General features: G+C 38.6%; 19 protein-coding genes and 1 other annotated feature. Of the genes, 7 read left to right on the top strand and 12 right to left on the bottom strand.

From position 1 onward, the window contains the following. The first annotated feature begins 125 nt into the window (after window positions 1-125). The 3 genes from JBW_RS12700 (at window position 126) to JBW_RS12690 (ending at window position 3,109) form a co-directional block, all read left to right on the top strand. On the top strand, window positions 126-1,154 hold the full coding sequence (locus JBW_RS12700) for a patatin-like phospholipase family protein (RefSeq protein WP_007952525.1): 1,029 nt from the start codon (window positions 126-128) through the stop codon (window positions 1,152-1,154). A 176-nt stretch (window positions 1,155-1,330) separates the two neighbouring features. Next, a complete protein-coding gene (locus tag JBW_RS12695) occupies window positions 1,331-2,356 on the top strand; it encodes a DUF3231 family protein (RefSeq protein WP_007952526.1) in 1,026 nt (341 codons plus the stop codon). Between the two features lie 78 nt (window positions 2,357-2,434). After that, the gene (locus JBW_RS12690) at window positions 2,435-3,109 is read left to right on the top strand and encodes a superoxide dismutase (protein WP_007952527.1); all 675 of its coding nucleotides are present in this window, start codon (window positions 2,435-2,437) and stop codon (window positions 3,107-3,109) included. A 74-nt stretch (window positions 3,110-3,183) separates the two neighbouring features. Here JBW_RS12690 and JBW_RS12685 read toward each other — a convergent pair whose 3' ends face one another. After that, window positions 3,184-3,426, bottom strand: coding sequence for a hypothetical protein (locus JBW_RS12685; RefSeq protein WP_007952528.1), 243 nt, complete (start codon window positions 3,424-3,426; stop codon window positions 3,184-3,186). 195 nt (window positions 3,427-3,621) lie between these two features. Here JBW_RS12685 and JBW_RS12680 point away from each other — a divergent pair, with 195 nt between their 5' ends. After that, window positions 3,622-3,789, top strand: coding sequence for an aspartyl-phosphate phosphatase Spo0E family protein (locus tag JBW_RS12680; RefSeq protein WP_007952531.1), 168 nt, complete (start codon window positions 3,622-3,624; stop codon window positions 3,787-3,789). Between the two features lie 71 nt (window positions 3,790-3,860). Here the strand turns inward: JBW_RS12680 and JBW_RS25355 are convergent, their stop codons facing one another. Beyond that, window positions 3,861-4,007: a hypothetical protein gene (locus JBW_RS25355; protein ID WP_007952533.1), complete on the bottom strand. Its 147-nt coding sequence runs from the start codon at window positions 4,005-4,007 to the stop codon at window positions 3,861-3,863. A gap of 255 nt (window positions 4,008-4,262) precedes the next feature. Further along, window positions 4,263-4,481: a binding site (T-box leader), on the top strand. Between the two features lie 59 nt (window positions 4,482-4,540). Between JBW_RS25355 and ileS the strand changes: the two genes are divergently transcribed. Then, window positions 4,541-7,642: an isoleucine--tRNA ligase gene (gene ileS / locus JBW_RS12675; protein ID WP_036680041.1), complete on the top strand. Its 3,102-nt coding sequence runs from the start codon at window positions 4,541-4,543 to the stop codon at window positions 7,640-7,642. Between the two features lie 74 nt (window positions 7,643-7,716). Here the strand turns inward: ileS and JBW_RS12670 are convergent, their stop codons facing one another. Continuing rightward, window positions 7,717-8,172: an aminoacyl-tRNA deacylase gene (locus JBW_RS12670; RefSeq protein WP_007952535.1), complete on the bottom strand. Its 456-nt coding sequence runs from the start codon at window positions 8,170-8,172 to the stop codon at window positions 7,717-7,719. A gap of 214 nt (window positions 8,173-8,386) precedes the next feature. Between JBW_RS12670 and JBW_RS12665 the strand changes: the two genes are divergently transcribed. Further along, complete coding sequence (locus tag JBW_RS12665) at window positions 8,387-9,835, top strand: amino acid permease (protein ID WP_007952536.1); 1,449 nt, start codon at window positions 8,387-8,389, stop codon at window positions 9,833-9,835. Window positions 9,836-9,971: 136 nt separating this feature from the next. Next, entirely contained in the window at window positions 9,972-11,156 is a 1,185-nt protein-coding gene (gene deoB / locus JBW_RS12660) for a phosphopentomutase (RefSeq protein ID WP_007952537.1), read from the top strand. Window positions 11,157-11,214: 58 nt separating this feature from the next. Here the strand turns inward: deoB and JBW_RS12655 are convergent, their stop codons facing one another. The 9 genes from JBW_RS12655 to nudC all read right to left on the bottom strand — a co-directional run bounded on the left by JBW_RS12655 (window position 11,215) and on the right by nudC (window position 24,617). Then, window positions 11,215-11,802 (bottom strand): 2-oxoacid:acceptor oxidoreductase family protein, encoded by a 588-nt coding sequence (locus JBW_RS12655; protein WP_007952538.1) that lies wholly within the window; start codon window positions 11,800-11,802, stop codon window positions 11,215-11,217. Further along, the gene (locus JBW_RS12650; RefSeq protein WP_007952540.1) at window positions 11,802-13,691 is read right to left on the bottom strand and encodes a thiamine pyrophosphate-dependent enzyme; all 1,890 of its coding nucleotides are present in this window, start codon (window positions 13,689-13,691) and stop codon (window positions 11,802-11,804) included. The genes JBW_RS12655 and JBW_RS12650 overlap by 1 nt, the downstream gene beginning before the upstream one ends. Before the next feature lie 279 nt (window positions 13,692-13,970). Beyond that, window positions 13,971-14,678, bottom strand: a complete 708-nt coding sequence (locus JBW_RS12645) for a DMT family transporter (protein WP_235333770.1) — start codon at window positions 14,676-14,678, stop codon at window positions 13,971-13,973. Between the two features lie 154 nt (window positions 14,679-14,832). Next, the gene (locus tag JBW_RS12640) at window positions 14,833-15,717 is read right to left on the bottom strand and encodes a LysR family transcriptional regulator (RefSeq protein ID WP_007952544.1); all 885 of its coding nucleotides are present in this window, start codon (window positions 15,715-15,717) and stop codon (window positions 14,833-14,835) included. Between the two features lie 192 nt (window positions 15,718-15,909). Further along, the gene (locus tag JBW_RS12635) at window positions 15,910-18,549 is read right to left on the bottom strand and encodes an EAL domain-containing protein (RefSeq protein WP_007952552.1); all 2,640 of its coding nucleotides are present in this window, start codon (window positions 18,547-18,549) and stop codon (window positions 15,910-15,912) included. A gap of 355 nt (window positions 18,550-18,904) precedes the next feature. Continuing rightward, window positions 18,905-19,672 carry a polysaccharide deacetylase family protein gene (locus JBW_RS12630; RefSeq protein WP_007952554.1) on the bottom strand — a complete coding sequence of 256 codons (768 nt, stop codon included), beginning with the start codon at window positions 19,670-19,672 and terminating at the stop codon, window positions 18,905-18,907. Window positions 19,673-19,840: 168 nt separating this feature from the next. Next, entirely contained in the window at window positions 19,841-20,524 is a 684-nt protein-coding gene (locus tag JBW_RS12625; RefSeq protein WP_007952555.1) for a phosphatase PAP2 family protein, read from the bottom strand. 127 nt (window positions 20,525-20,651) lie between these two features. Continuing rightward, window positions 20,652-23,258, bottom strand: a complete 2,607-nt coding sequence (locus tag JBW_RS23810) for an EAL domain-containing protein (protein ID WP_007952556.1) — start codon at window positions 23,256-23,258, stop codon at window positions 20,652-20,654. 570 nt (window positions 23,259-23,828) lie between these two features. Continuing rightward, entirely contained in the window at window positions 23,829-24,617 is a 789-nt protein-coding gene (nudC, locus tag JBW_RS12615; protein ID WP_007952557.1) for an NAD(+) diphosphatase, read from the bottom strand. Window positions 24,618-24,757: the final 140 nt, after the last annotated feature.

Raw genomic sequence — 24,757 nt, 5'->3', positions numbered from 1 at the left:
AGAAAAGAGAGCGAATTCTGGAGTTGAATTCGCTCTCTCTTTTTTTGCAATATAATCGACTGAAATTTGTAAGCATATATTGTTAATCCATTTAATATGCTAGATATATTGAAGGAGGTGTTGTTTTGGATTATCCGTTCCGCAATTTTATTTTTGAAGGGGGAGGAGTGAAGGGAATCGCGTATATTGGAGCTCTTAGCGTATTACAGGAGAGAGGGATCTTGCCGAAAATTGAACGTATTGGTGGTACGTCAACAGGTGCCATCATGGGGCTGCTGATCGGTTTGAATTTTAGCTTCAAAGAAATTGAAGATATTTTACAAAATTTAGATTTTACGAAATTTCTAGATGATTCTTTTGGAGTAGTGCTTGATACGACTAGGTTATTTAAAGAATTCGGCTGGTATAAAGGAGACTATTTTCGAAATTGGGTAAGCGATCTGATTCAAATCAAAACTGGGAATCCTGATGCCACCTTTAAAGAGATTTCCGAAGCAGGAAAAGAACTAGATTTTAGAGAGATGTTTTTTATTGGCACGAATCTTTCTACTAGGTTCTCTGAAGTCTTCTCCGTGGAGAATACTCCCGATCTTTGTGTAGCAGATGCTGTCCGTATATCGATGTCGATCCCATTGCTCTTTGCAGCAAAAAGAGGTGAGCACAATGATGTATACGTAGATGGTGGAGTTCTTGATAATTATCCCATTAAATTATTCGATAGAGAAAAATATGTCCATGAGTATTTTAGTGAACCGGAATATTATAAGGAATATAATGAGCAATTAAAACAAAATGATGAAGCTGCAGGCCTCTATGTATTTAATAAAGAGACTCTTGGATTTCGTTTGGATTCTGGTCGTGAGATTGCTGAGTTTCGCAAGCAGACTGATCCTGCTAGAAAAGAAATAAAAGATTTGATTGAGTTTACAAAAGGTCTTGTTGATGTTTATATGGAGAGTCAACAAAATCAGCATCTGCACAGTGATGATTGGCATAGAACAATTTATATCAATACACTGCATGTGAAAACGATTGAATTCCATTTAAGTGATGAAAAGAAGAATGCTCTCATTCAGTCTGGGCGTGAATGTGCAGAGCGTTATTTTGAATGGTATGATGATCCAGCGAACACGGTACATAATCGCCCAATATAAGTAAAACAGACGATGCCAAAAGACTTGGCTAAAAAAATATCCTAACAATTGAGAGGATACCTATTAGGGGATATCTTCTCATTGTTGGGTGATACCCCCCTTCTTTTATTTTTTTTGCATAAGTAGTTAATAATAAAGAACTAGGGTTATAATAATAAAAAAATGGGGGTGTATGTATGTCTAACATCAGCCATATCCGTTTAACCTCTGCAGAAATCGCAATCATGTGGAGCCAATATCAAAGTGATAGTTTAGCAAAGTGTGTATTGAAATACTTTTTAGCAAAGGTTGAGGACGAAGAAATTCGCCCATTGCTGGATTTTGCTCTATCTTTATCGCAAAATCATGTTGCATGGATCCGCAGTACGTACCAAAATGAGGAGTTTGCTAGTCCTGTTGGATTTACGAATGAAGATGTAAATACCAATGCGGAAAAACTGTTTGATGACATTTTCACATTGCATTATCTCAATAATATGTCTCGAGTAGGGCTGGCTGCTTATGGATTAGCGTTAAGCACAGCCTCTCGTCAGGATATAAGAGAATTTTACATTCAAACACTACATGAGTCGATAGAGCTTAACGAAAGAGTCGTTAAGCTGATGTTAGAAAAGGGGATTTATGCTAGATCTCCATATATTCCAGCCAATAAGCATGTGGAGTTTGCAAAGCAGCAAGCTTTTTTAGGTAATGTATTTAAAGAAAGCCGCCCTTTGACAGCTGTAGAGATTATGCATGTCTTTATGAACATTCAAACTAATATTATGGGAAAAGCAATGATAACAGGTTTTTGGCAAACAGCCTCTTCGCCTGATATTCGGTCTCATTTTCTAAGAGGTAAAGAAATTGCGCAAAAACACATCGAAATATTTACAAAGAGACTGGAGGCAGATGATCTGACTGGCGGATCATCTATGGAACCCTTAATTACGACAGTATCGCAGTCGCCTTTTTCGGAAAAATTAATGTTATTTCATATTTCAGCCTTAATACAGATGGGCATAGGTAATTATGGTGTAGCGATTTCGACAAGCCAATGTTATGATTTGGCAATTGATTATACTAGATTAATGGCAGAAATTGCTCTTTACGCAGAGGATGGAGCAAACCTAATGATTAAATATGGATGGCTTGAGGAACCGCCACAAGCAGTAGATCGTCAGATGCTGGTTGAAAATCAAAATATGGAGATTTTTAGCTGATTTTTGTCACCCCCCTCTCGTTGTAGAAATATAATACGACACAGCGGTAAGAGATTGAGTGGGGAGGTTGAAAAAATCGTGTCTGACACAGATTTGCGTGCGTATACTCCAGCGGGGAAACATAAGCTGCCCCCATTGCCCTATCCATATGATGCCTTAGAGCCAATTATTAGCTCCACAACACTTCGGTATCATCATGATCATCATCACAAGTCCTATGTAGATGGTCTTAATAGGGCTGAATTAGCTTTGGTAGATGCAAGAAAGAAAGAAAATTTTACATTTATAAAATATTGGGAAAATGAGTTGGCGTTTAACGGTTCTGGACATATCTTGCATAGTGTTTACTGGACGATTATGGCACCGCAAGGGTTTGAAAGTGAGCCGGGACGATGTACGGTCAAAGAAATTAATAAATACTTTGGCAGCTTTGATGCTTTTCTGGATCAGTTTGTCAATGCAGCTATTAAAGTAGAGGCATCTGGCTGGGGAATACTCGTATGGAATCCAGCATGGAGCCACCTGGAGATTCTTACTGCAGAAAAGCATCAAAATCTTACTCAATGGGGATCGATTCCTATCTTAGTAATCGATGTATGGGAGCACGCATATTATCTTGATTATCAATATAACCGTGAGGAATATGTGAAAGAATGGTTAAAATTAATTAATTGGTATGAAGTTGAGAATCGTCTTAGATTGGCAATGGAAGGGGAACTCCCTTTAGTGATAGGAGAGCGTGATTCGGAATAATATGCATAGGACGATATTGAAAAGGCTGTCTAGATCAGACAGCCTTTTCAATATATAGGAAAAAGATATTGTTCTTACGAAAGTTCTCCTCTAAGACGAGCTAACTCAGCTTGATCTTCGAAATAATACCACCTGATGGAGTTTCCGACAACACATTGCATAGCGTCCATCTTTCCAGCTAATGCAAGTTCTTTCATCTTTTTTATGTTAAATCCATTAGCAGAAAAATAATTGGTGGGAATAAAGCCTCGGTTCACTAGTCTTTTACGATACTGCTCGAAATCTCTAGAGTCCATATTAATTCGCCATATTGCCATATACATTACTCCAATCATTTTCTAATTTTACAATTTTCACCTAATTTATTGCAATAATTATATCATAATGTGCTTTTTAAGCAATTGCCTCTATCGAAAGGTAGAGAAATGTAAAAAATAAGTAAATTTCATGTCGAAAAATAAACATTTCCCCTCACTTTCTTGATAAATTTAACAAGGAAAGGGGGGATAAAGATGAGAATTGGTGAAATAGTTGAAAAAATTGAATTAACACGCCGGCAATTAAATGAGATGGGAGGAAGACAATGCCTGGTAGACGCAGAAGTCATTAAAATAAGCCAGCAATTAGATGATTTAATTATTATCTACCAGAGACTATTAAGCCAACGAGAAAGTAAGTAAGATCAAAAAATAAGTGGAGAAAGCCTAAAAAGGCTTTCTCCACTTATTTTTTGATCACTTGAAGCATTCTGTCATGGTAACGTTCTGTTGATGAATTCTATGTCAGGATAAAGGGTAGGAACGGTTTGTTTTGTTTTTGGATCGCTGGATTCAACGGAAGGTTCGCTGGTTTGTTCTTTTTCCTGCTCATTCATAGAGGGGCTTTTAGGTTCTTCCATAGTATTGTACCTCCTTTAGTGTTCATATAGATTATTTTTAGTAAACTATTTATATTTGTTTTCATTGATAGCGTTTCATTATATTCCGTATTATAACCATTTTTTTTAGAAATACAAAAGAACACTAAACAGTTCTGCGTATGTGCCGTGGATTACGATAAGTGCTATAATAGGGAGTGGAATCTTTGATTATATGACTATTGACATTATAAAAATCAGGACGTATACTCTTAGTAAGATTTTAATAGAGATATCTAAAAAGCTATGATCAGGAAGAGTATTCATGATTTTGAATGTACAGTGAGTAGGGAGTGCTGAGAACCTGCCAGGATAATCGGAAGAAAATCACCTGAGAGCTGATGACTGAACCTTCTAGTAAGTCAATTCGTAATCCTGCGTTAAAGGATAGGGTATGGTAGTGCCTGAATGAATTGTTAAAAGGTGGTATAACGAAGGTGAAACTTCGTCCTGAACAGGGCGGAGTTTTTTTATTAGAGGAAGTAGTAGGTATATTGATAAAAGGAGTTTTTACTATGTATAAAAAGGTTGATCCTAAAAACAATTTTGTAGAAATGGAAAAATCCATTCTTACTCTTTGGAATGAAAAAGATGTTATCCAAAAAAATTTCCAAATGAATGAGGGCAATGAATATTTCACCTTTTATGATGGACCGCCAACGGCTAATGGTGCTCCTCACATTGGTCATGTCGTAACTCGGGTCATTAAGGATTTGATTCCTCGTTATAAGGTAATGAAAGGGTATAAGGTTTTACGTAAAGCGGGGTGGGATACCCATGGCCTGCCAGTGGAATTGGAGGTCGAGAAAAACCTTGGCATATCCGGCAAGCCAGAAATTGAAAAGTATGGTGTAGAAAACTTTATAAAGAAGTGTAAGGATAGCGTATTCACCTATGCCAGCCAGTGGAAGGATATGTCTGAGCGGGTAGCATACTGGATTGATATGGATAACCCTTACGTTACGTATCAAAATGAGTATATTGAATCGGTATGGTGGTCATTAAAACAGCTTTGGGATAAAGAATTATTATACAAAGGACATAAGATTGTCCCTTATTGCCCAAGGTGCGGCACCTCTTTGTCTTCCCATGAAGTTGCCCAAGGCTACAAAGATGTGAAGGACAGTTCTGCTTACGTTAAATTCAGACTGAAGAATGAAAATGCTTCTATTCTGGTGTGGACGACAACTCCTTGGACGTTGCCAAGTAACGTAGCTCTTGCCGTTAATAGAAAATATGACTATGTGGAAATTATCAATCAAGAAGAGCATTTGATTCTTGCCAAGGATTTGCTTAGTAGGATTGAAGGTGAATATGAGATCGTTAGGGAGTTTAAAGGCGAAGAGCTTCTTGATCAGGAATACGAGCCTATGTTCTCGTTTGTTACACCAGAGAAAAAAGCCTATTATGTTATTCATGGAGATTTTGTAACACTCAGCGATGGTACAGGGGTGGTTCATATTGCACCTGCTTACGGTGAAGATGATAACCGGGTAGGGCAGAAATATGATCTTCCCTTGGTTAATTTGGTGGATGTTCAGGGAAATTTTGTAGAAGAAGTTACTCCATGGCAGGGAATGTTTGTTAAAAAAGCCGATGAGAAAATTATTGAGACCATGAAGGAGAGAGGCATTCTCTACAAAGCAGAAAAATATCTTCATTCCTACCCATTTTGCTGGCGCTGTGATACACCACTTTTGTATTATCCACGGGATTCATGGTTTGTTAGGATGTCTTCTCTGCGAGATAAACTCTTAGAGAATAATGATACTATTCATTGGTATCCTGACAATGTGAAGAAAGGCCGCTTTGGTAATTTTCTGGAGAATGTTATTGATTGGGGGCTAAGCAGGGAACGCTACTGGGGTACTCCTTTGCCCATCTGGGAATGCGATTGTGGGCATCGGGATTGTATTGGCAGTATTGCCGAATTAAAGGAAAAAGCAATTCTGGTATCTGACGATATTGAGCTTCACAAACCCTACATTGATCATGTACTGCTGCAATGTAGAGTTTGTGGTAAAGAGATGAAACGAGTGAGCGAGGTGATTGATTGCTGGTATGATTCCGGTTCCATGCCTTTTGCCCAGCATCATTATCCTTTTGAAAATAAAGAATTGTTTGAGCAAAACTTCCCTGCGCAGTTTATATCAGAGGCAGTGGACCAGACGAGAGGCTGGTTTTATACCCTGCTTGCCATATCTACGGCTATATTTGATAAAAGTTCCTTTGAAAATTGTATCGTTCTTGGGCATGTACTGGATAAGAATGGCATTAAGATGTCAAAGCATAAGGGGAATGTTCTAAGTCCGTTTACAGTCTTAGAAAATCAAGGTGCTGATGCATTGCGATGGTACTTTTATACTGCCAGTGCTCCTTGGCTTCCTTCACGGTTTTATGAAGATGCAGTAATTGAAGTACAGCGCAAATTCTTGAATACTTTATGGAATGTATATTCTTTCTACGTGCTGTATGCACAGATTGACCAGTTTGACCCTACCAAGTACCAAGAAAGAACAAGCAGTCATGTCATGGACAAGTGGATTATATCCAAGTTAAATACCATGATCCATAAAGTGGACGAAAGTTTGGAAGCGTATGATATAACGAAAGCCGCAGAGCTTATCCAAGAATTTACCGATGAACTGTCAAACTGGTACGTAAGGAGAAATCGAACTCGCTACTGGGCGATGGATATGATTGATGATAAGATTCATGCCTATCTTACTCTACACACCGTGCTAAAAAATCTGGTAATTGTAGCAGCACCTTTCGTCCCCTTTATAACGGAAGAAATTTATCAAAACCTTGTAGTACAGCTTGATGAAAAGGCACCAGAGAGTGTTCATTTGTGCAGGTGGCCTGAATACGATGAAAAGCTTGTTGATAAGCAACTGGAAAAAGAGATGGAATTGACTTACAAGATTTGCGGTCTTGGCCGGAGCGCGAGAAATCTGGCTAATATAAAAAATAGGCAGCCTCTTTCCAAAATGCTGCTGAGCACCAAGGAACTACCTGATTATTACATTGCTATTATTAAGGAAGAATTGAATCTTAAAGACGTAGAAGTCAATGCCAATATGTCAGACTATGTAAGTTATAATGTAAAACCCAATTCGCCTGTACTAGGCAAAACCCACGGTAGATTTATACCTGGGATCAGAAAAGCAATTTCAGAAATGGATCAAATGGAGTTAGCATTGAAAATCGCAAGTGGTCAGTCTATGGTAATCGAAATTGATGGTACGCCTATTGAATTTAATGCTGAAAATTTATTGGTTACCATGAGTGGTTTGGAGGGCTTTGCCTTTGCAGGCGAAGGTGACGTTGGTGTTGTTCTCGACACCCATATCTCTGAAACGTTACGAATTGAAGGATATGCCAGAGAAATAATTAGTAAACTCCAGAATATGAGAAAGGACAGTTCGTTTGAAGTCATGGATAAGATTAAGATCTATATGACGGGAAATGCTCTTCTGGAAGACGTTGTAAAGCAGTATAAAGACTATATTATAAGTGAAACCCTGGCTGTGGAAATTGTATTTGATGAAGCACGGGAGTATGCAGATGTAAATATTAATGGCGAATCGCTGAAGCTGGCTCTTGTGAAGCAGTAAGATGACAAAAACTACTCATGTTAAAAAATGTGAGTAGTTTTTTGTTTCGATGGAATCACCACAGAGGTGATTATTTATCTGAACACGGTTGTAATTGCAATCACCGTATTCAGTTTTGTTAAGGCAAGAGGTGTAATTTTCAGGGTTCGATTTAATTGGCCCGAACCGCCATAGACGCAAGGGTAGGAAAACAGCTGTTTATCTAAAATGTGGGGGAGTGGTATGCCGATCAGCGGAAGATTCCCTGCATCAAAGCCTGTTTTTTCTTCAACTTCTTCTCGGTTTGCCATCCTAGTTTTTTTACAGCCTAAAAGAAAAGAGAGTTCTTCTAATTTAACACGTCTGGAACTACCTGAAATAATAAGGGCAAAAAAATTATTATCCGTTTTAATAATTAGGGTAGGTGCAGTCTGACCAGTGTCAATTTTAAAGTAATCAGCACCTTCCTGAGCAGTAAGCAGAGGTTGATTGTGATAAATGAATTCATGAGCAAAGTGACTGGCTTCTAAGATGTTTTTGACAATATCCATAAAGCACCTCCTATGCTTTTCTATTATTATATTGATTATGACTCATAAGAATCACAAGAAGTTGAAAATTATCATACTATTTCATTTTAGTATGAATATATCACTCGCCATCAATTTTGATTTCGAAATTTTTCATATAAAGATCATAACTTAAATCGGTGAAGGAGATACTGATAATATGTGATATTTTCTTTACGAATTAGGAGGTCTGGATTTGAAAAAAAGAGAAAATGGATTATCAGCTTGGCAATTAGCTATGATGGCACTTGGAACTGTGATTGGGGGATCATTTTTCTTAGGATCGGCAGTAGCGATTCGTACAGCGGGACCAGGAATTATTATCTCTTATCTATTGGGAGGTGCCATTGTTTATGTTATACTGTTTGCTTTATCAGAAATGACGGTAGCTGATCCAGCACCTGGCTCTTTTCGAACTTTTGCGCAAAAAGCATATGGCCCTGGAGCAGGGTTTGTTGTTGGCTGGGTATATTGGAGCGGTCTGGTCTTAGCCATGTCCAGTGAAGCTACTGCTGTATCTATCATCTTGCGTACATGGCTTCCTAACATTTCTCTGCCTTTATTAGGGGCTGTCATCATTATCGGGGTATCACTGCTCAACTTATTAGGAGCCAATCAGCTTAGTAAGCTAGAGAGTGGGTTAGCAGCAGTCAAACTATTTGCTATCATCGGTTTTATTACTTTGGGAGTGGCTTTGATTGGCGGCTTTATGCCAGGAATTGAACCTGTAGGATTGGGAGCAATAGCAGATGAACCGCTTTTTCCAGCAGGGATATGGGGCATTGCTGGAAGTATGCTCATTGTGATGTTTACGTATGCTGGTTTCGAGATTATTGGCTTGGCGGCATCAGAAACGACTGATCCTGTTAGGATTGTGCCGCGAGCCATCACATATACGGTCGTCGGATTAGTGGGATTGTATATCGTAGCCATTCTTGTGTTGCTGCCCTTAGTGCCAACGAATGTTTTGACGGCTGAGGAAAGTCCTCTGGCTTTAGCTTTGCTCAGATGGAACTTGGGTTGGGCAGGAAATGCAATTGGAATTGTATTGGTGACAGCCATACTTTCTACTATGTTAGCTGCTATGTTTGGGCTAGGTCGGATGATTCGCTCTTTAGCCGATGAAGGCCATGCTCCCTCATGGATCAAGGATGAGGGCAATGTACCATATCGTGGAATTCTTTTCTCTGGGGTCGCGATGCTTGTAGGACTTGGGCTTGGCTTTATGCTGCCTCAGCAAGTATATCTTTTTTTAGTAAGTTCTGGTGGCTTTGCATTGCTCTTTTCCTATGCAGTAATTGTTGCCACTCATTATAAATTGCGAAGAGGTAATGATTGTCCACCTGAAGGAAAATGCCAGCTTCCAGGATATCCGATTACTTCTTGGTTGGCTTTCATCAGCATTCTTCTGGTTATCTTTAGTATGCCCTTAGTTCCTGGACAGGGTGCTGGCCTGTTAGCCGGAGTACTATTAGTCGTTTTATTTTCCGGAATTTATGCAGGTCAAAGTATGTACCAGAAAAGGCTAGTAGAAAAAAGACCTCTCATTAATCGTTTGCAGTTTGAAGCGGCAAGAGAGCTGGGGATTGAGCAGGAAAAGCTGCAAAAAGCAAAAGAGGAAAAGGATAAAAATGATATTTCATAGTTTGAGTGCAGGAGGAATTTCTAGACAATATGTTGAAGGTTTTATATTCTTGGTAAATATATGAATAGTACCATTATATGTTTTACTTTCATCATGATATGAATGATCTTAGAGAATGTATGGTAAGGAGGGAAATATGCTTACAACAAGTTTTAAACGAATTCATTTAGTTGTGATGGACTCTGTTGGAATTGGGGAAGCGCCTGATGCGGCAGATTTTGGTGATTTTGATGTAGATACTTTAGGGCATATTGCTAAAGCATGCGAAGGTCTTAATATGCCAAATATGGGGAAACTCGGTCTTTCTAATATTAGAAACATTCAAGGCATTGAGCCAGTAAACCATTCACTTGCTTATTATACGAAAATGCAGGAATTATCAAAAGGAAAGGATACTATGGCGGGACATTGGGAACTCATGGGGCTTTATACCGCCAAACCCTTTCGTGTATTTCCGAATGGCTTCCCTGATGAATTGATTCGCCAAATTGAAGAAAAAACAGGAAGGAAAGTAATTGCCAATAAGCCTGCAAGCGGAACCCAAATCATTCAGGAGCTAGGTGAGGAGCATGTGAAAACAGGGGCGCTTATTGTTTACACGTCTGCTGATTCGGTGCTGCAAATTGCCGCACATGAAGATATTATTCCAGTGAAGGAACTGTATGAGATTTGTGCATTTTGCAGAGAAATTACTCTTGAAGAACCTTATAAGTTAGGACGTATCATTGCTCGCCCATTTGTGGGAGAGCCAGGTAACTTTGCCCGCACTGCTAACCGTCATGATTATGCATTAAAGCCCTTTGGTCAGACTGTGATGAATGAGTTGAAGGATGCAGACTTTGATGTGATTGCCCTGGGGAAGATATCTGACATTTATAATGGTGAGGGAGTTACAGAATCGATTCATACCGTTTCCAATATGGATGGCATGGATAAGTGGATTGAGATTTTGGATAAAGAGTTTACTGGAATTAGTTTTATAAATTTAGTGGATTTTGATGCTTCCTTCGGACATCGCCGTGATCCTAAAGGATATGGGAAAGCATTAGAAGAGTATGACGCTCGTTTACCAGAAGTATTTGGGAAGATGACAAATGCAGATTTGTTGATTATTACCGCCGATCATGGAAATGATCCGACCTATCATGGCACTGATCACACGCGAGAGTACGTACCCTTGCTTGTTTATTCTCCTCGTTTTGCTAAGGGCAAGGAACTGCCTCTACGAACATCTTTTGCAGATGTTGGTGCAACCATTGCAGAGAATTTTCAAGTGAAGATGCCGGAATACGGTACTAGTTTTTTACAAGATTTAAAATAATTACCACATGTAATCGGCTTGCAGCACCCTTTTGGGGTTATGCAAGCCGATTTATTCATCATAATGCTGCTATTAGGGAGCGGAAGAGGGAGAGATTGTTCTCTAATTTATTTCCTTCTAGCAGATCGTTAAGGGCTAATTCATAGTGCAGCGGGGTTATACCAAGAATTTTATTGTGTTTTGCAATGCTAGCAAGAAGGGCAATGTTTTGCATTTTAGGGTTACTTAATTTTGTAGGTGCTATCTGGTATTCCAGGATGTTGCGGCATTGGCACTCAGAGCTGATGTCTTCTGATTTTAAAAGACATTCTTTTTTTAGTCTGACCAGCAGAGGCTGCCACTGGGTATCGTAATATATCAGTGTTCCACCATCTCTTAAATGGGAGTTAAGACCGCGTAAGGCTTCATTTTTTTCCAAGGCAATGACCATATCAGCACATCCTGTCCGAATAAGAGCAGAATGGGCATGTGAGCCGATACGAACACAGGATGATACGGTACCGCCACGTTGGGCAAGACCATGGGTATCGGTTCCGCGCACTGGAAATCCAGCATAGTCAGCAGCTCTGATTATCACTTCACTCAACAGGCCAATGCCTTGTCCGCCGACTCCAATAATGTAAATATCCATCTTTATTTCAGGCATCAGCTATTGTCCTCCTTTTTTGGGCGTTTATGAAGGATGGCCTTTGTCGGACAGGTTTGTTTGCATGAACCGTCACCGATACAAAGATCCTTATGGACGATTATGCTGCCGTCATCGTTGTGCTGAAATGTTGGACATGCGAAGGCACTCACGCAGGTATAGTTTTGATTGCAGTCGGTTGTAATTTCTACAGAGGGAGGCAGTGGTTTCCCTGCTGCATTACGCTCTCTCATTGCTTTTAGCATGCAGGGGTGTTTGGCTATGATTACTTTAAATCCTTTTTCAGTAAGGGCTGCTTTGACTGCTTCTGTTAACTGCGCTTGTGCATAGGCATCGATTTCACGGATATTCGTAATCCCAATGCCGTCTAATACACGTCGTATTGTGATCTTTTCTGTTGGACCATTAACATTGTAACCGACGCCAGGATGACTTTGATGACCAGTCATAGCGGTAGTTCCGTTGTCCAAGAGAATCAGTGTGAAGTTGTGATGATTAAAAACTGCATTAATAATTCCCGGTAAACCAGCGTGAAAGAAGGTGGAATCTCCCAGGAATGCAACTACCTTACGGCTGTTATTAAAGAGGGAAAGACCGGCAGCAGTACCACTGCTATGCCCCATGCACAATAGTACTTGCCCCATATTATAAGGTTCCATAATACCAAGGGTGTGGCAGCCGATATCAGCAACCGTAATATCATTTGGATCAAGAGCCTGCTTAATAGCATGAAATGCGGAACGATGCCCGCATCCTGGGCATAGCTGTGCTGGCCTGGGTGACCAGTGAAAAAGAGGGATGCGCGGCTTTTTATCCGCGAGTAAGTGAGGCCATGTTTTTTGAAGAATTGTAGATACTTTTTCAGGGGTATATTCATTCAGCCAGTCTTCATAGTCTTGTTTACCGATTATCTTCGTGGAGATATCCATATCATAAGCGAGTGCCTTCACTTGCTGCTCGATGAAGTCATCCAATTCTTCTACGATTTTGACTTCCTTGTGCTGACGAAGAAAATCGGCAACTAGCTGCTTCGGCAGAGGATGAATAATACCTAGTTTTAGGATATCGGGCTTTAGCGCTGTTTCCTCTAATACATCTTGTAAGGATTGAAAGGGTGCTCCCATAGTTATGATTCCATAAAGAGGATTGTTATTGTTAATAACAGTGTTTAGAGAGGATGTATCTGCATCGGCAGCAAATTGAGCTAATTTTTCTAGGGCTCGCCGTTTTAAAGGCAGGACCAGCTTCGTAGTTAATGGTATATAGGGGCCATTGTCTACGTTAAAGCGGGATGAATGATTAAGGGGCAGAGGCGTCCACGAGGAAAAGGTAACTTTTTCTTTTGCGTGGCACACATGGGTAGTCATTCTTAGAATCACTGGCATATAACGTTCTATGGATAGTTGAGCGGCTTTTTTAAACATAGTATAGGCTTCAGTGGGTGTTGATGGTTCTAACATAGGAACATAGGCAAGGCGGGCGTAATGACGATTATCTTGTTCGTTTTGCGATGAATTAGCTCCTGGGTCGTCACCGATTACAATCACCATGCCCCCGATTACCTCCATGTGTCCTAGCTGAACAAAGGTGTCGGCAGCAACGTTTAGTCCTACGCTTTTGAAAAAGACGGTTGACAGGTGCCCATTGATAGAAGCACCAAAGGCAACTTCTGTGGCGACCTTTTCATTGGTGGAAAACTCAAAATAAAGAGGGTTTTTGTCTTTGGAAATTGCTGTTATAGCTGCAGCAATTTCTGGTGTGGGGGAACCAGGATAGGATGTGACAACTCTAACGCCTGATTCAATCATTCCACGGACGATAGCCGTATTACCCATGACAATCTCGGTACTTCCATGTGGCGAAATAAGAAAATCACCTAATCTTTTCATTTCATCACCTCTATGTATATTATAGAATTAATGACTGTAGCATGCTAGAAAATTAACTAGGGCAAAAATAAAAAAAAGGGCTTACCGGGTTATCGTAAGACCTTCTTTGTAGTGAAATATTTTCTTAATGACGAAGTTTGCTGCCTAGCAGTAGTAAACGGGTTGGAATACGAATGACTCCTGTGCCTAAGCTGACTCCTAAGATTACAAGTAAAAGAGCCACAAAGTGATACCAATATAGCTGTTCTCCCAGGAAGATAGCTGATGCAAGTACTCCTATTATAGGAGAGCCATTTTGGAAAAGGGAGGACGTAGAAGCACCAACTTGCTGTATTGCTGTATTGCTGTATTCCACCATAATGCTCCTAACGCCGTACTAAAGAAGCTGGAAAATAGTAAAACTGCAATCGGCCAAAAATCGTAAGCACCTGGATAGTTCCATATCGGATTTACAAAGAGACCCAAGATCAGTAATCCAATGGCGGCTAAGCAGTGACTATAGGCAGTAACGATTAAAGGGGGGACAAATAAAGTAGCTTTTTTTACAAATAAAGATCCTATGACAAAGGTGATGGTTGCAATAAACATCATTCCGTCGCCAGTCAGTGTAGCGCCGCCTTCGGAGCTGCCAGAAACAACTAATAATAAACCGCTGAATCCAAACAGTATTGCGATTCCTTTCGCCCAGGTAAATTCTTCTTTTAGCAGCAAGCTAGCAAAAATAGTTGTAAATAAGGGATTGAGTCCCAAAATAAGAACCCCATGTATTCCGCTGGTAGCAGTCAATCCGGTGGTGAGTACTATTTGATGAAGAAAAATACAGAACATCGAAACACCAATGATGGGGCCCCATTCTCTGCTCGATAGTTTCTTATAACCATGCTGTCGCCATGCAAAGGGCAAGAGTAAGGCACTTGCTAAAAATAAGCGTATTGGAGCCAATGCTAGTGGTGGGAAAAAGTGAGTGAGATACTTAATAGATACCACATTAACCCCCCAGAGAATCACAACTAGGATCAGTAGCAGGTATATACGGCGGTTGTTTGTTATGTTTTTCAATATCGTCATCCTCTGCAAAAATTAAATATTTGTTTATCTTATCATAGCTTTGCTGAAAGGGGAAGAGGCATTATGGAATTTGTTAGAAATGAAAATTTTTGAATCCAAGTATTAATTCTTCTATAAATTTATCAGTGGCTGCAGGAATAATGATGTCTTTTCGATAGATAACGCCCATGGATTTTTTCATGTGAGGGTCATCTATAGGGATGGAGGTTATATTGTCATTTCCGAAACTATTAATATAAGAACGAGGAAGAATTGTTACTGCAATATCACGGCCTACAATTTCTAATAAATGCTCGAAAGGCATTATTTCTATCATAGGATTTAATAGAAAACCAAGTTTTTCTGTAGCTTGATCAATAAATTGTCTGATGATATATTTCGGAGGGAGTAAAACAATGGGGATGGATTTAAGCATTTCCAAAGCTACGTTTGAGTGTTTGGCAAGTGGATTGTCTTTGTGCACTGCAATACATAATTCTTCGGTATAGAGATGAAGGTTTTCTAATTGAAGATCATCTAGTGGAAGAAAGGCAATACCAATATCCAATTCATTTGTTAGTAATTGCTCTTTTATTTCTTCTGTTGATAGTTGCACAATGGATATTTTAACACCAGGGTAGCGGGTATGAAATTTTACAACAGAAGAGATTAGCACATGACTTCCAGAGCAGCCAACAGCAAGATGACCTCGCTTTAATCCTTCTAATTCTTCAATCGCAGTGTGTGCTTGTTTTAATTCTCCAAAAATTTGTAAGCAATGATGATAAAGAATATCACCCGCTTTGGTGATGAAAACCTTTTTGCCAATTCGATCGAATAGGGGAGAGCCTACCTCACTTTCTAAAATACGAATTTGCTGACTTAAGGTAGGTTGAGAAATATTTAATTTTTCAGCTGCTTTTGTAAAATGAAGTTCTTGGTACATGGTCATAAAATATTCTAAATGACGAAGCTCCATTATTCTCACGTCCAATCATAGTTTATATCAATGATTATACTAAAGTTTATTAGATTGAACAATTAAATTATGGACTGCTGAGAAATCTCCTTATTGCGCAATTTGATTAGATGTCTCTACTATTGTATAGTAAAAAGCTGCCCCTTCTTGTTTATTTCGTAATTGAAGTAAATCAGAAGGGGCAGCTTCATTTTATTGTTTACAATAAGAAAGGAAATCGATCGCTTCAGCTTCTGGTAATGGAGGGCTGATTATGTATCCTTGCAAAAGATCGCAGTGACATTTTGCTAAATATGCAATTTGTATTTCTGTTTCTACACCTTCAGCAACCACGTTCATCTTCATAATGTGAGCCATGTCTATGATCGTTCGAATAATGGCTTTTTGTGCTTTATTCGTCAAGATCATATCAATGAAAGCTTTATCAATTTTTAAGGTCTTTACTGGTAAGCGCTGAAGATAGGTTAGGGAAGAGTAGCCTGTGCCGAAATCATCCAGAGACAAGCGCACTCCTATTATTCGAATTTTTTCAAGAATATGAGTACTTTCTTCTAATGATTCAATTAAGGCATTTTCAGTGATTTCAATTTCCAGCTGGTTAGGTTCAATTCCTGCGTTAAAGAGTGCTTCTCTTACGCCATCGATAAAGTCATCGGCGCATAATTGATAGGGAGATACATTAACGGCAACATGAATATGCCCCCAGCCGTTATCGACTAATCTACGTGCGAAATGACTTGCCTCTTTGAGAACCCAATTTCCAATCTTTTGTATGAGACCATTTTGTTCGGCTAAGGGAATAAAGCGGGCTGGTGATATTGCACCATGTTCTGGGCTATTCCAGCGAAGTAATGCTTCAAATCCAACCGTGCAGCCGTTCATGTCTACTTGTGGTTGATAATGTAATGATAGCTCTTGATTTTCGATTGCGTGACGCAAACTATTGATGAGCAGGATTTTGTCATAGGCTTCTATTTGCATTGTTGTTTCGTAGAAGCGCCAACAGTTTTTCCCCGCTTTCTTGGCTGCGTACATCGCGTTGTCTGCATTTTTGAAAATTTCCTCCGTTGTGTCTCCATCAGTAGGATATACAGCAATGCCAACGCTGGCTGATGTATGAAAGCGAATTCCAAGGGCTTCCATATCCTGGTTGAAAGCTTCAACAATCATGTCAGCACTATGAACGATGTTTTTACGGTCGTGTTCACCAGATAAAATTACCATGAATTCATCTCCACCAATGCGACCAACAAAACCATGATCACTAACAGTTTCCGCGATCCGTTTTCCGGCCATGGTTATTAGGGCATCACCATATGTATGACCGAAGGTATCGTTTACCATCTTTAAATCGTCTAAATCAATGAACAAGACAGCGCCGGCTGATTCACCGCAGCGAGTTCTTTCCATTTCTTTCTTTAGACGCTTATTTAAAAGTGCGCGGTTAGGTAAGCCAGTGAGACTATCAGAATAAGCAATGTTCTTGATAACTTGGTTTTTTTTATTCAAAGCTTCTTGGGCTGCTTGGCGCTCCATGATTTCTTCTTCGAGAGCTGCATTCATATCTTGTAAATCTTGTGTTCGCTCATTAATTTTATTTTCCAGGTCAATGTTTAGATTAACGAGTGCAGCTTGAGCTGCTTGTCGTTCCATCATTTCTTCTTCCAGGGTAGCGTTAATTTCTTGTATTTCCAGCATATGATTTCCTAGCTTCGCTTCATTTTGTTTGAGCAGACTAACGGTGTTTTTTATTTTGTGACTCATATTGAAGAATGTTTCGCATAAGATGTCTAATTCATAGGGCATATTTTTGGAGACGTTGTATTGATCAACCAGTTGGTAGTTTTCAGTTGCTACTTGATTCGATTGCCGAATCAACCAATCAATGGGTAATTTAATCTGATTGGTTATCTTCTTAGCCAGGGGGAGAATTAGTAATATTAAAATGGCTGTAGCACTAGTCATCATTGCCAGTTGTTTATAAATAGGGGCTAGCACCTCATCTTCGTTGATCTTGCCGATTAGCGTCCAACCTCGCTCAGGTACGTCTAGATAAGAACCTAGAACTTTATTTCCTAGATAATCAATCCAAGTTGTTGTACCTGACTCGCCAGGTGCTATAGAGCGAAATGTATTTTCTGTGAGTTTAAAATTCCTTTTAGCTGCATCTTTGACGATGTCTTTGTCAGCTTGCAAATTAAGGTGCCGTGGATCGGTAAGCATGGTACCTTCTCGGTTAATCAAAAAGATTTCTCCTGTTTGGCCAATCCAATTCTCGCGTAAGAGTTTTTCTAATGTTACGATTTTGATTGATCCAAGTATTAGCCCTTGGAAATCTCCATTATAATCATAGATAGGGGAAGAAATGTTAATTATGGGCTGACCACTATTCGGTTCAATCACTACATTTGATACATATGATTTTCTTGCCTTGGCCGCTTCAAAATAGGGATTATCGATTGCAGGAGAATTGTGCTGTTTTAAAGTGAAAGTAGAAATTTTAAAAAGTCCTTTTTTATCAATGTATGAAAATGAATCAAAATAATTATCAAGCTGCTGCTTGAAATAAAGAGCACGTTCCATTTGTGACTCGTCTAAAGTTCGAAAAGCTTCTGTCCGGCTTAGGTCACGAATATTTTCAGATCTCTCTTCCAGCCAGTAGTCAATTAATCGCTTTTGAGTATGTACTCGCTGCTCGATTAATTCTAGATTTTGTTGTTTAGCTAGTGAAATCTGTCCAACCGTATAAATCGTCATGATCAGTAAACTGGGGACAACAATAAGCAACACTGTCCATAATTTAATTTGGTGCTGTAGCGTCTGTGTCTTCATGCAGCGGCTCCTTAAGTAGCGGTATGTAAAAACTATCAATGGTTCTTTTATTGAATCATATTTCAGAATTATATGAATATTAATTTGAAAAGTATATTTATTCATCATTTAAGACCTAATACCTTAAATTAATATTACACATTTTATGGATGAACTCCTTCTAAAATTACTTAATTTGTAAAATTTATAGATGTTTTGTAAACTTGCTCTATTCTAGAAATGGAGACATTAACCTAAAAAGACCTGCTATCATTTAGAAAAATGATAGCAGGCTGCATAGTTTAAAATTAATTTTAGTAAAAGGCAAGATGCTTTTACTTATTAGTGAAAACGATTTTGAGATCAGAAAGGCAAACTATTGAAGTAGGGTAGGAAGGAGGCCTTTGCGTAGCATTACGTACGTAATAGACCGATCGTAATGGAAAAGCGGAATCCGTTTCATTTCAAAAGGGCTATGGAACATTTCATAGCCATAGTGGGTTGAAAGACCTGCTTCATATCCAGCTTCCTTAGCAATGGTAAGTGTTTGAGTATTATAGCTGCCGCCAGGATAAGCGACAAAGTCTATGCTCTTTCCCAAAAGTTGTTCTAAGGCAATTTTAGAGTTGGTTAGCTCTATTTTCATTTCTGCAGGAGTTAATTCACTAAGGAATCGGTGAGTGACGGTGTGGGAGCCAAAATCCATACCTGCTGCTTGCATTTCTCGTATTTGAGAAGCTGTCAATCGATCATCTTCTCCAATCATGCCAGTAATGATGTAAAAGCTAGCCTTCATATTATATTGCTGAAGAATTGGAAAGACATTGATGTAATTGTCTAGATAACCATCATCTAGTGTGATAAGAATGGATTTATCTGGCAGTGGTGTAGATCGGGTAGACTGTAAGTATTGTTTAACTTGGGCGAGGGATAAGCAGGTGTAGCCTTCTCTGCTTAGTGTTCTCATATCGTCTTCAAATCGTGTGGGGCTAACGGTATAATTATCTGTTTGATAACCGACTCTATGATATAGTAAAATAGGTATGCTTTTATTAATTTTTTTGTACTCTGAAGCAAATGATGCTCCTGAGAGGGCGGCCAAAGTGCCGGCACAACCGAATAAAAACTGACGTCTGGTAACCACGAACTTCCTCTCTTTTCATATACGATATTTTTTAATACTAGTTCATTTGGATTTTATATCATTTTTCTATAAAATGCAAATGAAGAATCGCTATAAAAGAGCTGTAAGAGTCAGGGAGAAATGGTTTATATGTTTAGATATAAATCGGTTTAGAGTAGCAGACTCCGATTATGTATTATTTTTGTGTTCCCACCACATAAGTAAGGATATACAAAAAAATAGCCAAGTAGAACCTGCAGCGTATCCTGCTAAAACATCTGTGGGATAATGCACTCCTAAATAGATGCGACTGATTCCAATGATAACAATGAAGATGGCTGTTGCTATAAATAATACAAATCGCCAAGTCCATGAGGAAATTTTAAGGCTGATCAAATATGCAAGCATTCCATAAAAGCATAGTGAAACCATGGCATGACCACTGGGAAAGCTATACCCTGTTTCCTTAATAACATGGAACATATCGGGTCTAGCACGTACAAAGAGATGTTTTAATAAATAATTAAGCAGCCCGCCGCCTAGCAGACAAACGGTTAACGCAGAAGCCTCCAGCCATTTTCGAAAAAAAGCAAGGCCGATCAGAATCAGTACTGATAATGCTCCGTAGAAAGGAGCCGAACCTAACGTTGTAATATGAATCATGATTTTGTCAAGGTTATGATTGGCATAATAACGGACAATACCAATGATTAGATGATCAAAAAAAGCCATTTGCTGTACAAATAGTGTTTTCCATGCCAATTCAGCAAATTCTGCCAGCATCAACCCGCTAATCAAGAATCCAATTAAAATATACAATCCAGGCCATTTTTGCTGTAGGGAAGACAGAATATCTTTTATTATGTTGTACATATATTAACTCCTTGTGCTTTTATAATGTAGACTTTCCATTACGTTACTAGATTCAATCATAAGAGAAAACCATGGCAATGATGCTATGGTTTTCTCTTTATAATAATTTTCGTAACCTATGTTTTTATTATCTAGTATAATACCATTCAAAGAATTTGTCAGCAGATAAAGGTTTTGAAAAATAATATCCCTGTATTTCAGTACAGCCGCATGTTTGTAAAATCTTTAACTCCTCGTTATTTTCAACACCTTCAGCGATTACTTTAATATGTAGTTTTTCGGCAAGAGAGACTATGGATTCTACAATTGCAAGACTTGAAACATGCGTGGCCATTGCTCGAATAAAAGTTTGGTCAATTTTAAGTTTATCAATAGGGAACTGGCTTAAGTATTGTAAACTTGAATATCCGGTACCGAAATCATCAATTGATAATTTTACACCCAGTTCTTTTAGTAAATGTAGTTCTTTGGTTGCGGTATTGGCATCTCTCATTAATATTCCTTCTGTTAATTCAAGTTCCAGGTAAGCGGGATTCATATTATAATTTCTTAAGATTTGTTGTAGAGTAGAAAGAAAATGTTTTTCTTGGAATTGGATAGCAGAGACGTTGACAGCGATTTGTATTTGAGGCAAGCCAAGTTCCAGCCATTTGAAATGTTGCTGGCAAACTTCACGGAGAACCCATTCTCCGATTGGTATAATAAGCCCCGTGTCTTCTGCAACAGGAATGAACCTTGCTGGCGATATTAAGCCATTTCGTGGATGGTTCCAACGAATTAGGGCTTCAACGCCAATTAGTTTATTCGTCGTTATGTCGATTTGTGGTTGGTAATATAAAATAAATTCATTTCGTTCAATTGCCAGTCTGAGACTATTCTCAAGAGATAAGCGCTCTGTAACAAGTTCGTTTAATGATTCTGTAAAAAATTGATAATTATTTCTACCATTTTCTTTTCCATGATACATAGCAAGTTCCGCATGTCTAACCAATATTTCAGGTGTGTGACCGTTGTGGGGATAAAGGCTGACGCCAATGCTAGCGGTAATACGCAGTTCATTGTCACCAACGATAAATGGCATAGAGAGGGTAGCGGTCAATCTTGCAATAATTTTAGTAATGTTAGACGATTTCTCAATATCCGTCAATATAATAATAAACTCATCTGCACTCATGCGACATGCAGTATCTTCATCGCGAATACATAATTGCAGTCTTTCAGCTACTTCTTGCAGAACCAAGTCACCAGCTTGATGTCCCAAAGAATCATTAATCGTTTTAAAACGATCCAAATCTAGGAACAAAACAGCAAGCTGTTCACCATTTCGTTTCGCATGAGCTAGAGCAATGTGTAATCTATCATTAAAGAGCGTTCGATTCGGAAGTTTTGTTAAAATATCAAAATTTGCTAAACGATAAATTTTTTCCTTTGCGTATTTACGTTCTGAGATATCACGGATTACAGTTAACATACACCATTTACCGCCCAGCATGATATGCTTAAGACTTACTTCGACATCAAGATACTTTCCATGGGAATTTTTGAGTTTCCAATCAAACAGAGGTGTCTCACCTTGGATCGCTTTTTGGAACCAAGTTAAAGCTTCTTCTTGTGTATAAGGAATTTCTCCTGTGCCAAAATCTTGTAATTTTGTAAGTACGAGTTGGTCTTTTAATAGGCCGAAAAGTTCACATGCTTTTTTATTAGCTTTAATAATGGATAGATTTTCTACATCGTAAATAATGATTCCATCGTTTACAGAGCTAAAAATAGCTTGGTAGGTAGCTTCTAGAATCGTTGCTTCTTGTTCTGCTTCAATTCTATCCGTTACATCTCGTGCGACAAAAACGACAGAAGTTTCATTTTCTTCTACTTTCTCCCTTAAACTCTCAAGCCATCTTACTTGTCCAGATGCGTGAACATAACGAAAACAGACTCTGCGATGCTCATTTGTAGTTAAGAAGGAGTAAAAGGAGGTTCTAGCCTTTTCAAAGTCATCGGGATGAATAAAATCAAGATAGCATGTTCCTATTAACTGGTTACGGTTATAACCCGTTAATTTTTCACAGGAAGGGGTGATGTACTCAATAATTCCTTGAGGATTAAGTATTCCCACAATATCTTGCATGGCATCAGTAATTTGCAGTAAGTTTTCCTGGATATTTTTTCGTTCTTCGTTTTCTTGCTGAGCTGTACGATAGAGAATTGCGTTATAAATGGCCATTGATGCAATGGTAGCAAATTGTTGGAATACAGCAACATCATTTAGCGTAAATCTACGATGAGGCTCTGTAAAGGATAGACCAAGAACGCCGACAATGTTACAGCCAATTTTTATAGGTACTTGCATTTCTGTATGAATTTTATCAAAAAAAGGGTCGTTTAGCCGATTCTTCCACGTACTATAGTCATCAATAATTGAAATCTTTTCAGATTCGATAGTACGTTGTATCAATCCTTGATCTAAACGCATCATCCGATTTATATCACTTTGATAAACCCCTACTCCCACTTTTCGAATCATTTGGTTTTGATCAAGTTCTACCCAATTGTAATATCCATGTTCTGTTTTAATTAGCTGTGTAGCTTCTATAACTACCTTTTGAAGTAAGCCTGTTAGATCGAGATGATTTAGCAATCCAAGTGCGGTATCATAAAGAACTGTGGAGATTGCTTTTTTGCGTAGCGTATTTAATAAGGTCTTAGATCCACGTAGTTTATGAAGATGTTTCATATTAAAGCCTCACAATAAAAAATTGAATATTAGGAATGTGCTCTACAATTAATGTTCGACAAAAACTGCAGCTTTCCTTTCCTAGTATTGGGTTTTGCTCACTCATTTTTTACAAGGATGATAGTGCATAGCTTGCAATAACTAATGACCTAATGATGGGATCAAACATAACATATTGTATCAGTATATCGGTTTGTAGGAGGAATGAAGCATGGGATTCTGTAGATTTGATAATATAGTTTGGGTAATTATTCTCATTGCGTTTCGATGTTGTAATTATTGCATTGATACTTCTTCATGGAGAAAATGATAGAAATTAAGAGCCGTAGATAAAAATAGAATACCTCATTTAAGACAGCACATGGACTTGGAGTCCAATGCAAAACTACTTAAAGAGGTATTTTTTGAAAAAAACAAAATGGACGTACTGTTTTTTTGACTAAAGGATTTTTATCACTATAGTGGAAATTGAAATGTATAAGTTTCAAAGTACATAGATAACAAAAAAGGGAGAGTTTCAAATATTATGATGAAAGGAGTGAAGGCAGGGAACTTTAAATCGACGTCAGGTTAGGTGTGGCTCACTGTTTGTTTTTCTACGAACCAGTCAATCAGTCGTCTTGCTACACTTAGTTTGTCGGGAATATCAGGAAGGTTATGAGCAGAAAACCAGCCGGCTTCTACGATTTCTTGGTTATCAATGGTTATTTTTTCTGTTGAACATTGAGCTGTAAAGGCAATCATCAGAGAATCGGGGAAAGGCCACGGCTGGTTTCCAAAATAACTGATAGAATGTACTTCAACTCCGACTTCTTCTTTTAGTTCTCGTTGAACACAATCTTCTAGTGATTCACCTGGCTCTACAAAACCTGCAATAACACTATAACGGTTAGGTGGGAATCGATTGGAACGTGCTAGAAGGATTTGATCATCTTTTGTAACAGCTACAATAATAGCCGGAGATATGCGAGGGTAGACAATATGACCGCAGCTCGGACATTGCATGGCAAGTTCTTGCTGGGATACACTCATGGGAGTTCCGCAGCAGCCGCAAAATTTACTGGTTTTCATCCAGTTTATGATATGAAGCGCGCGGCAAGCAAACCCAAAACATTCGTCTTCCATATTTCCATACAAAGGACGTACTTTTTTCCAAAATAATTCTTCCGGTATTGTCTCATCTAAGTGAGCAATAAAGCATTCTTGTTCATGAAGAGTACCAATACACTGGACGTTGATGGGATTAAGTCTTAATAATTCTATATCAGAACTTGAAAGGATCGTGCTGATTCCTTCCACTTCTTTGACTAAAAGCTCATCATCATGAAATAAAAACCAATATGCATTTTTAATATCCATTTTATTTACCACCTTAGTAATCAAATATATTCTAGTTACTATAGTATCACAAAATAGAACAGAATAAAGTCAAAATTTTATTAGACTTTTATCTTACTTTGAGCGGGCTACTAGCATTCTCTCGACATTGCACATAAGAG

The sequence above is a fragment of the Pelosinus fermentans JBW45 genome, assembly GCF_000271665.2.
Classification (GTDB): domain Bacteria; phylum Bacillota; class Negativicutes; order DSM-13327; family DSM-13327; genus Pelosinus; species Pelosinus baikalensis.
Note: the sequence above shows the minus strand (reverse complement) of the source record. Positions and strands in the feature narration are given on the sequence as shown.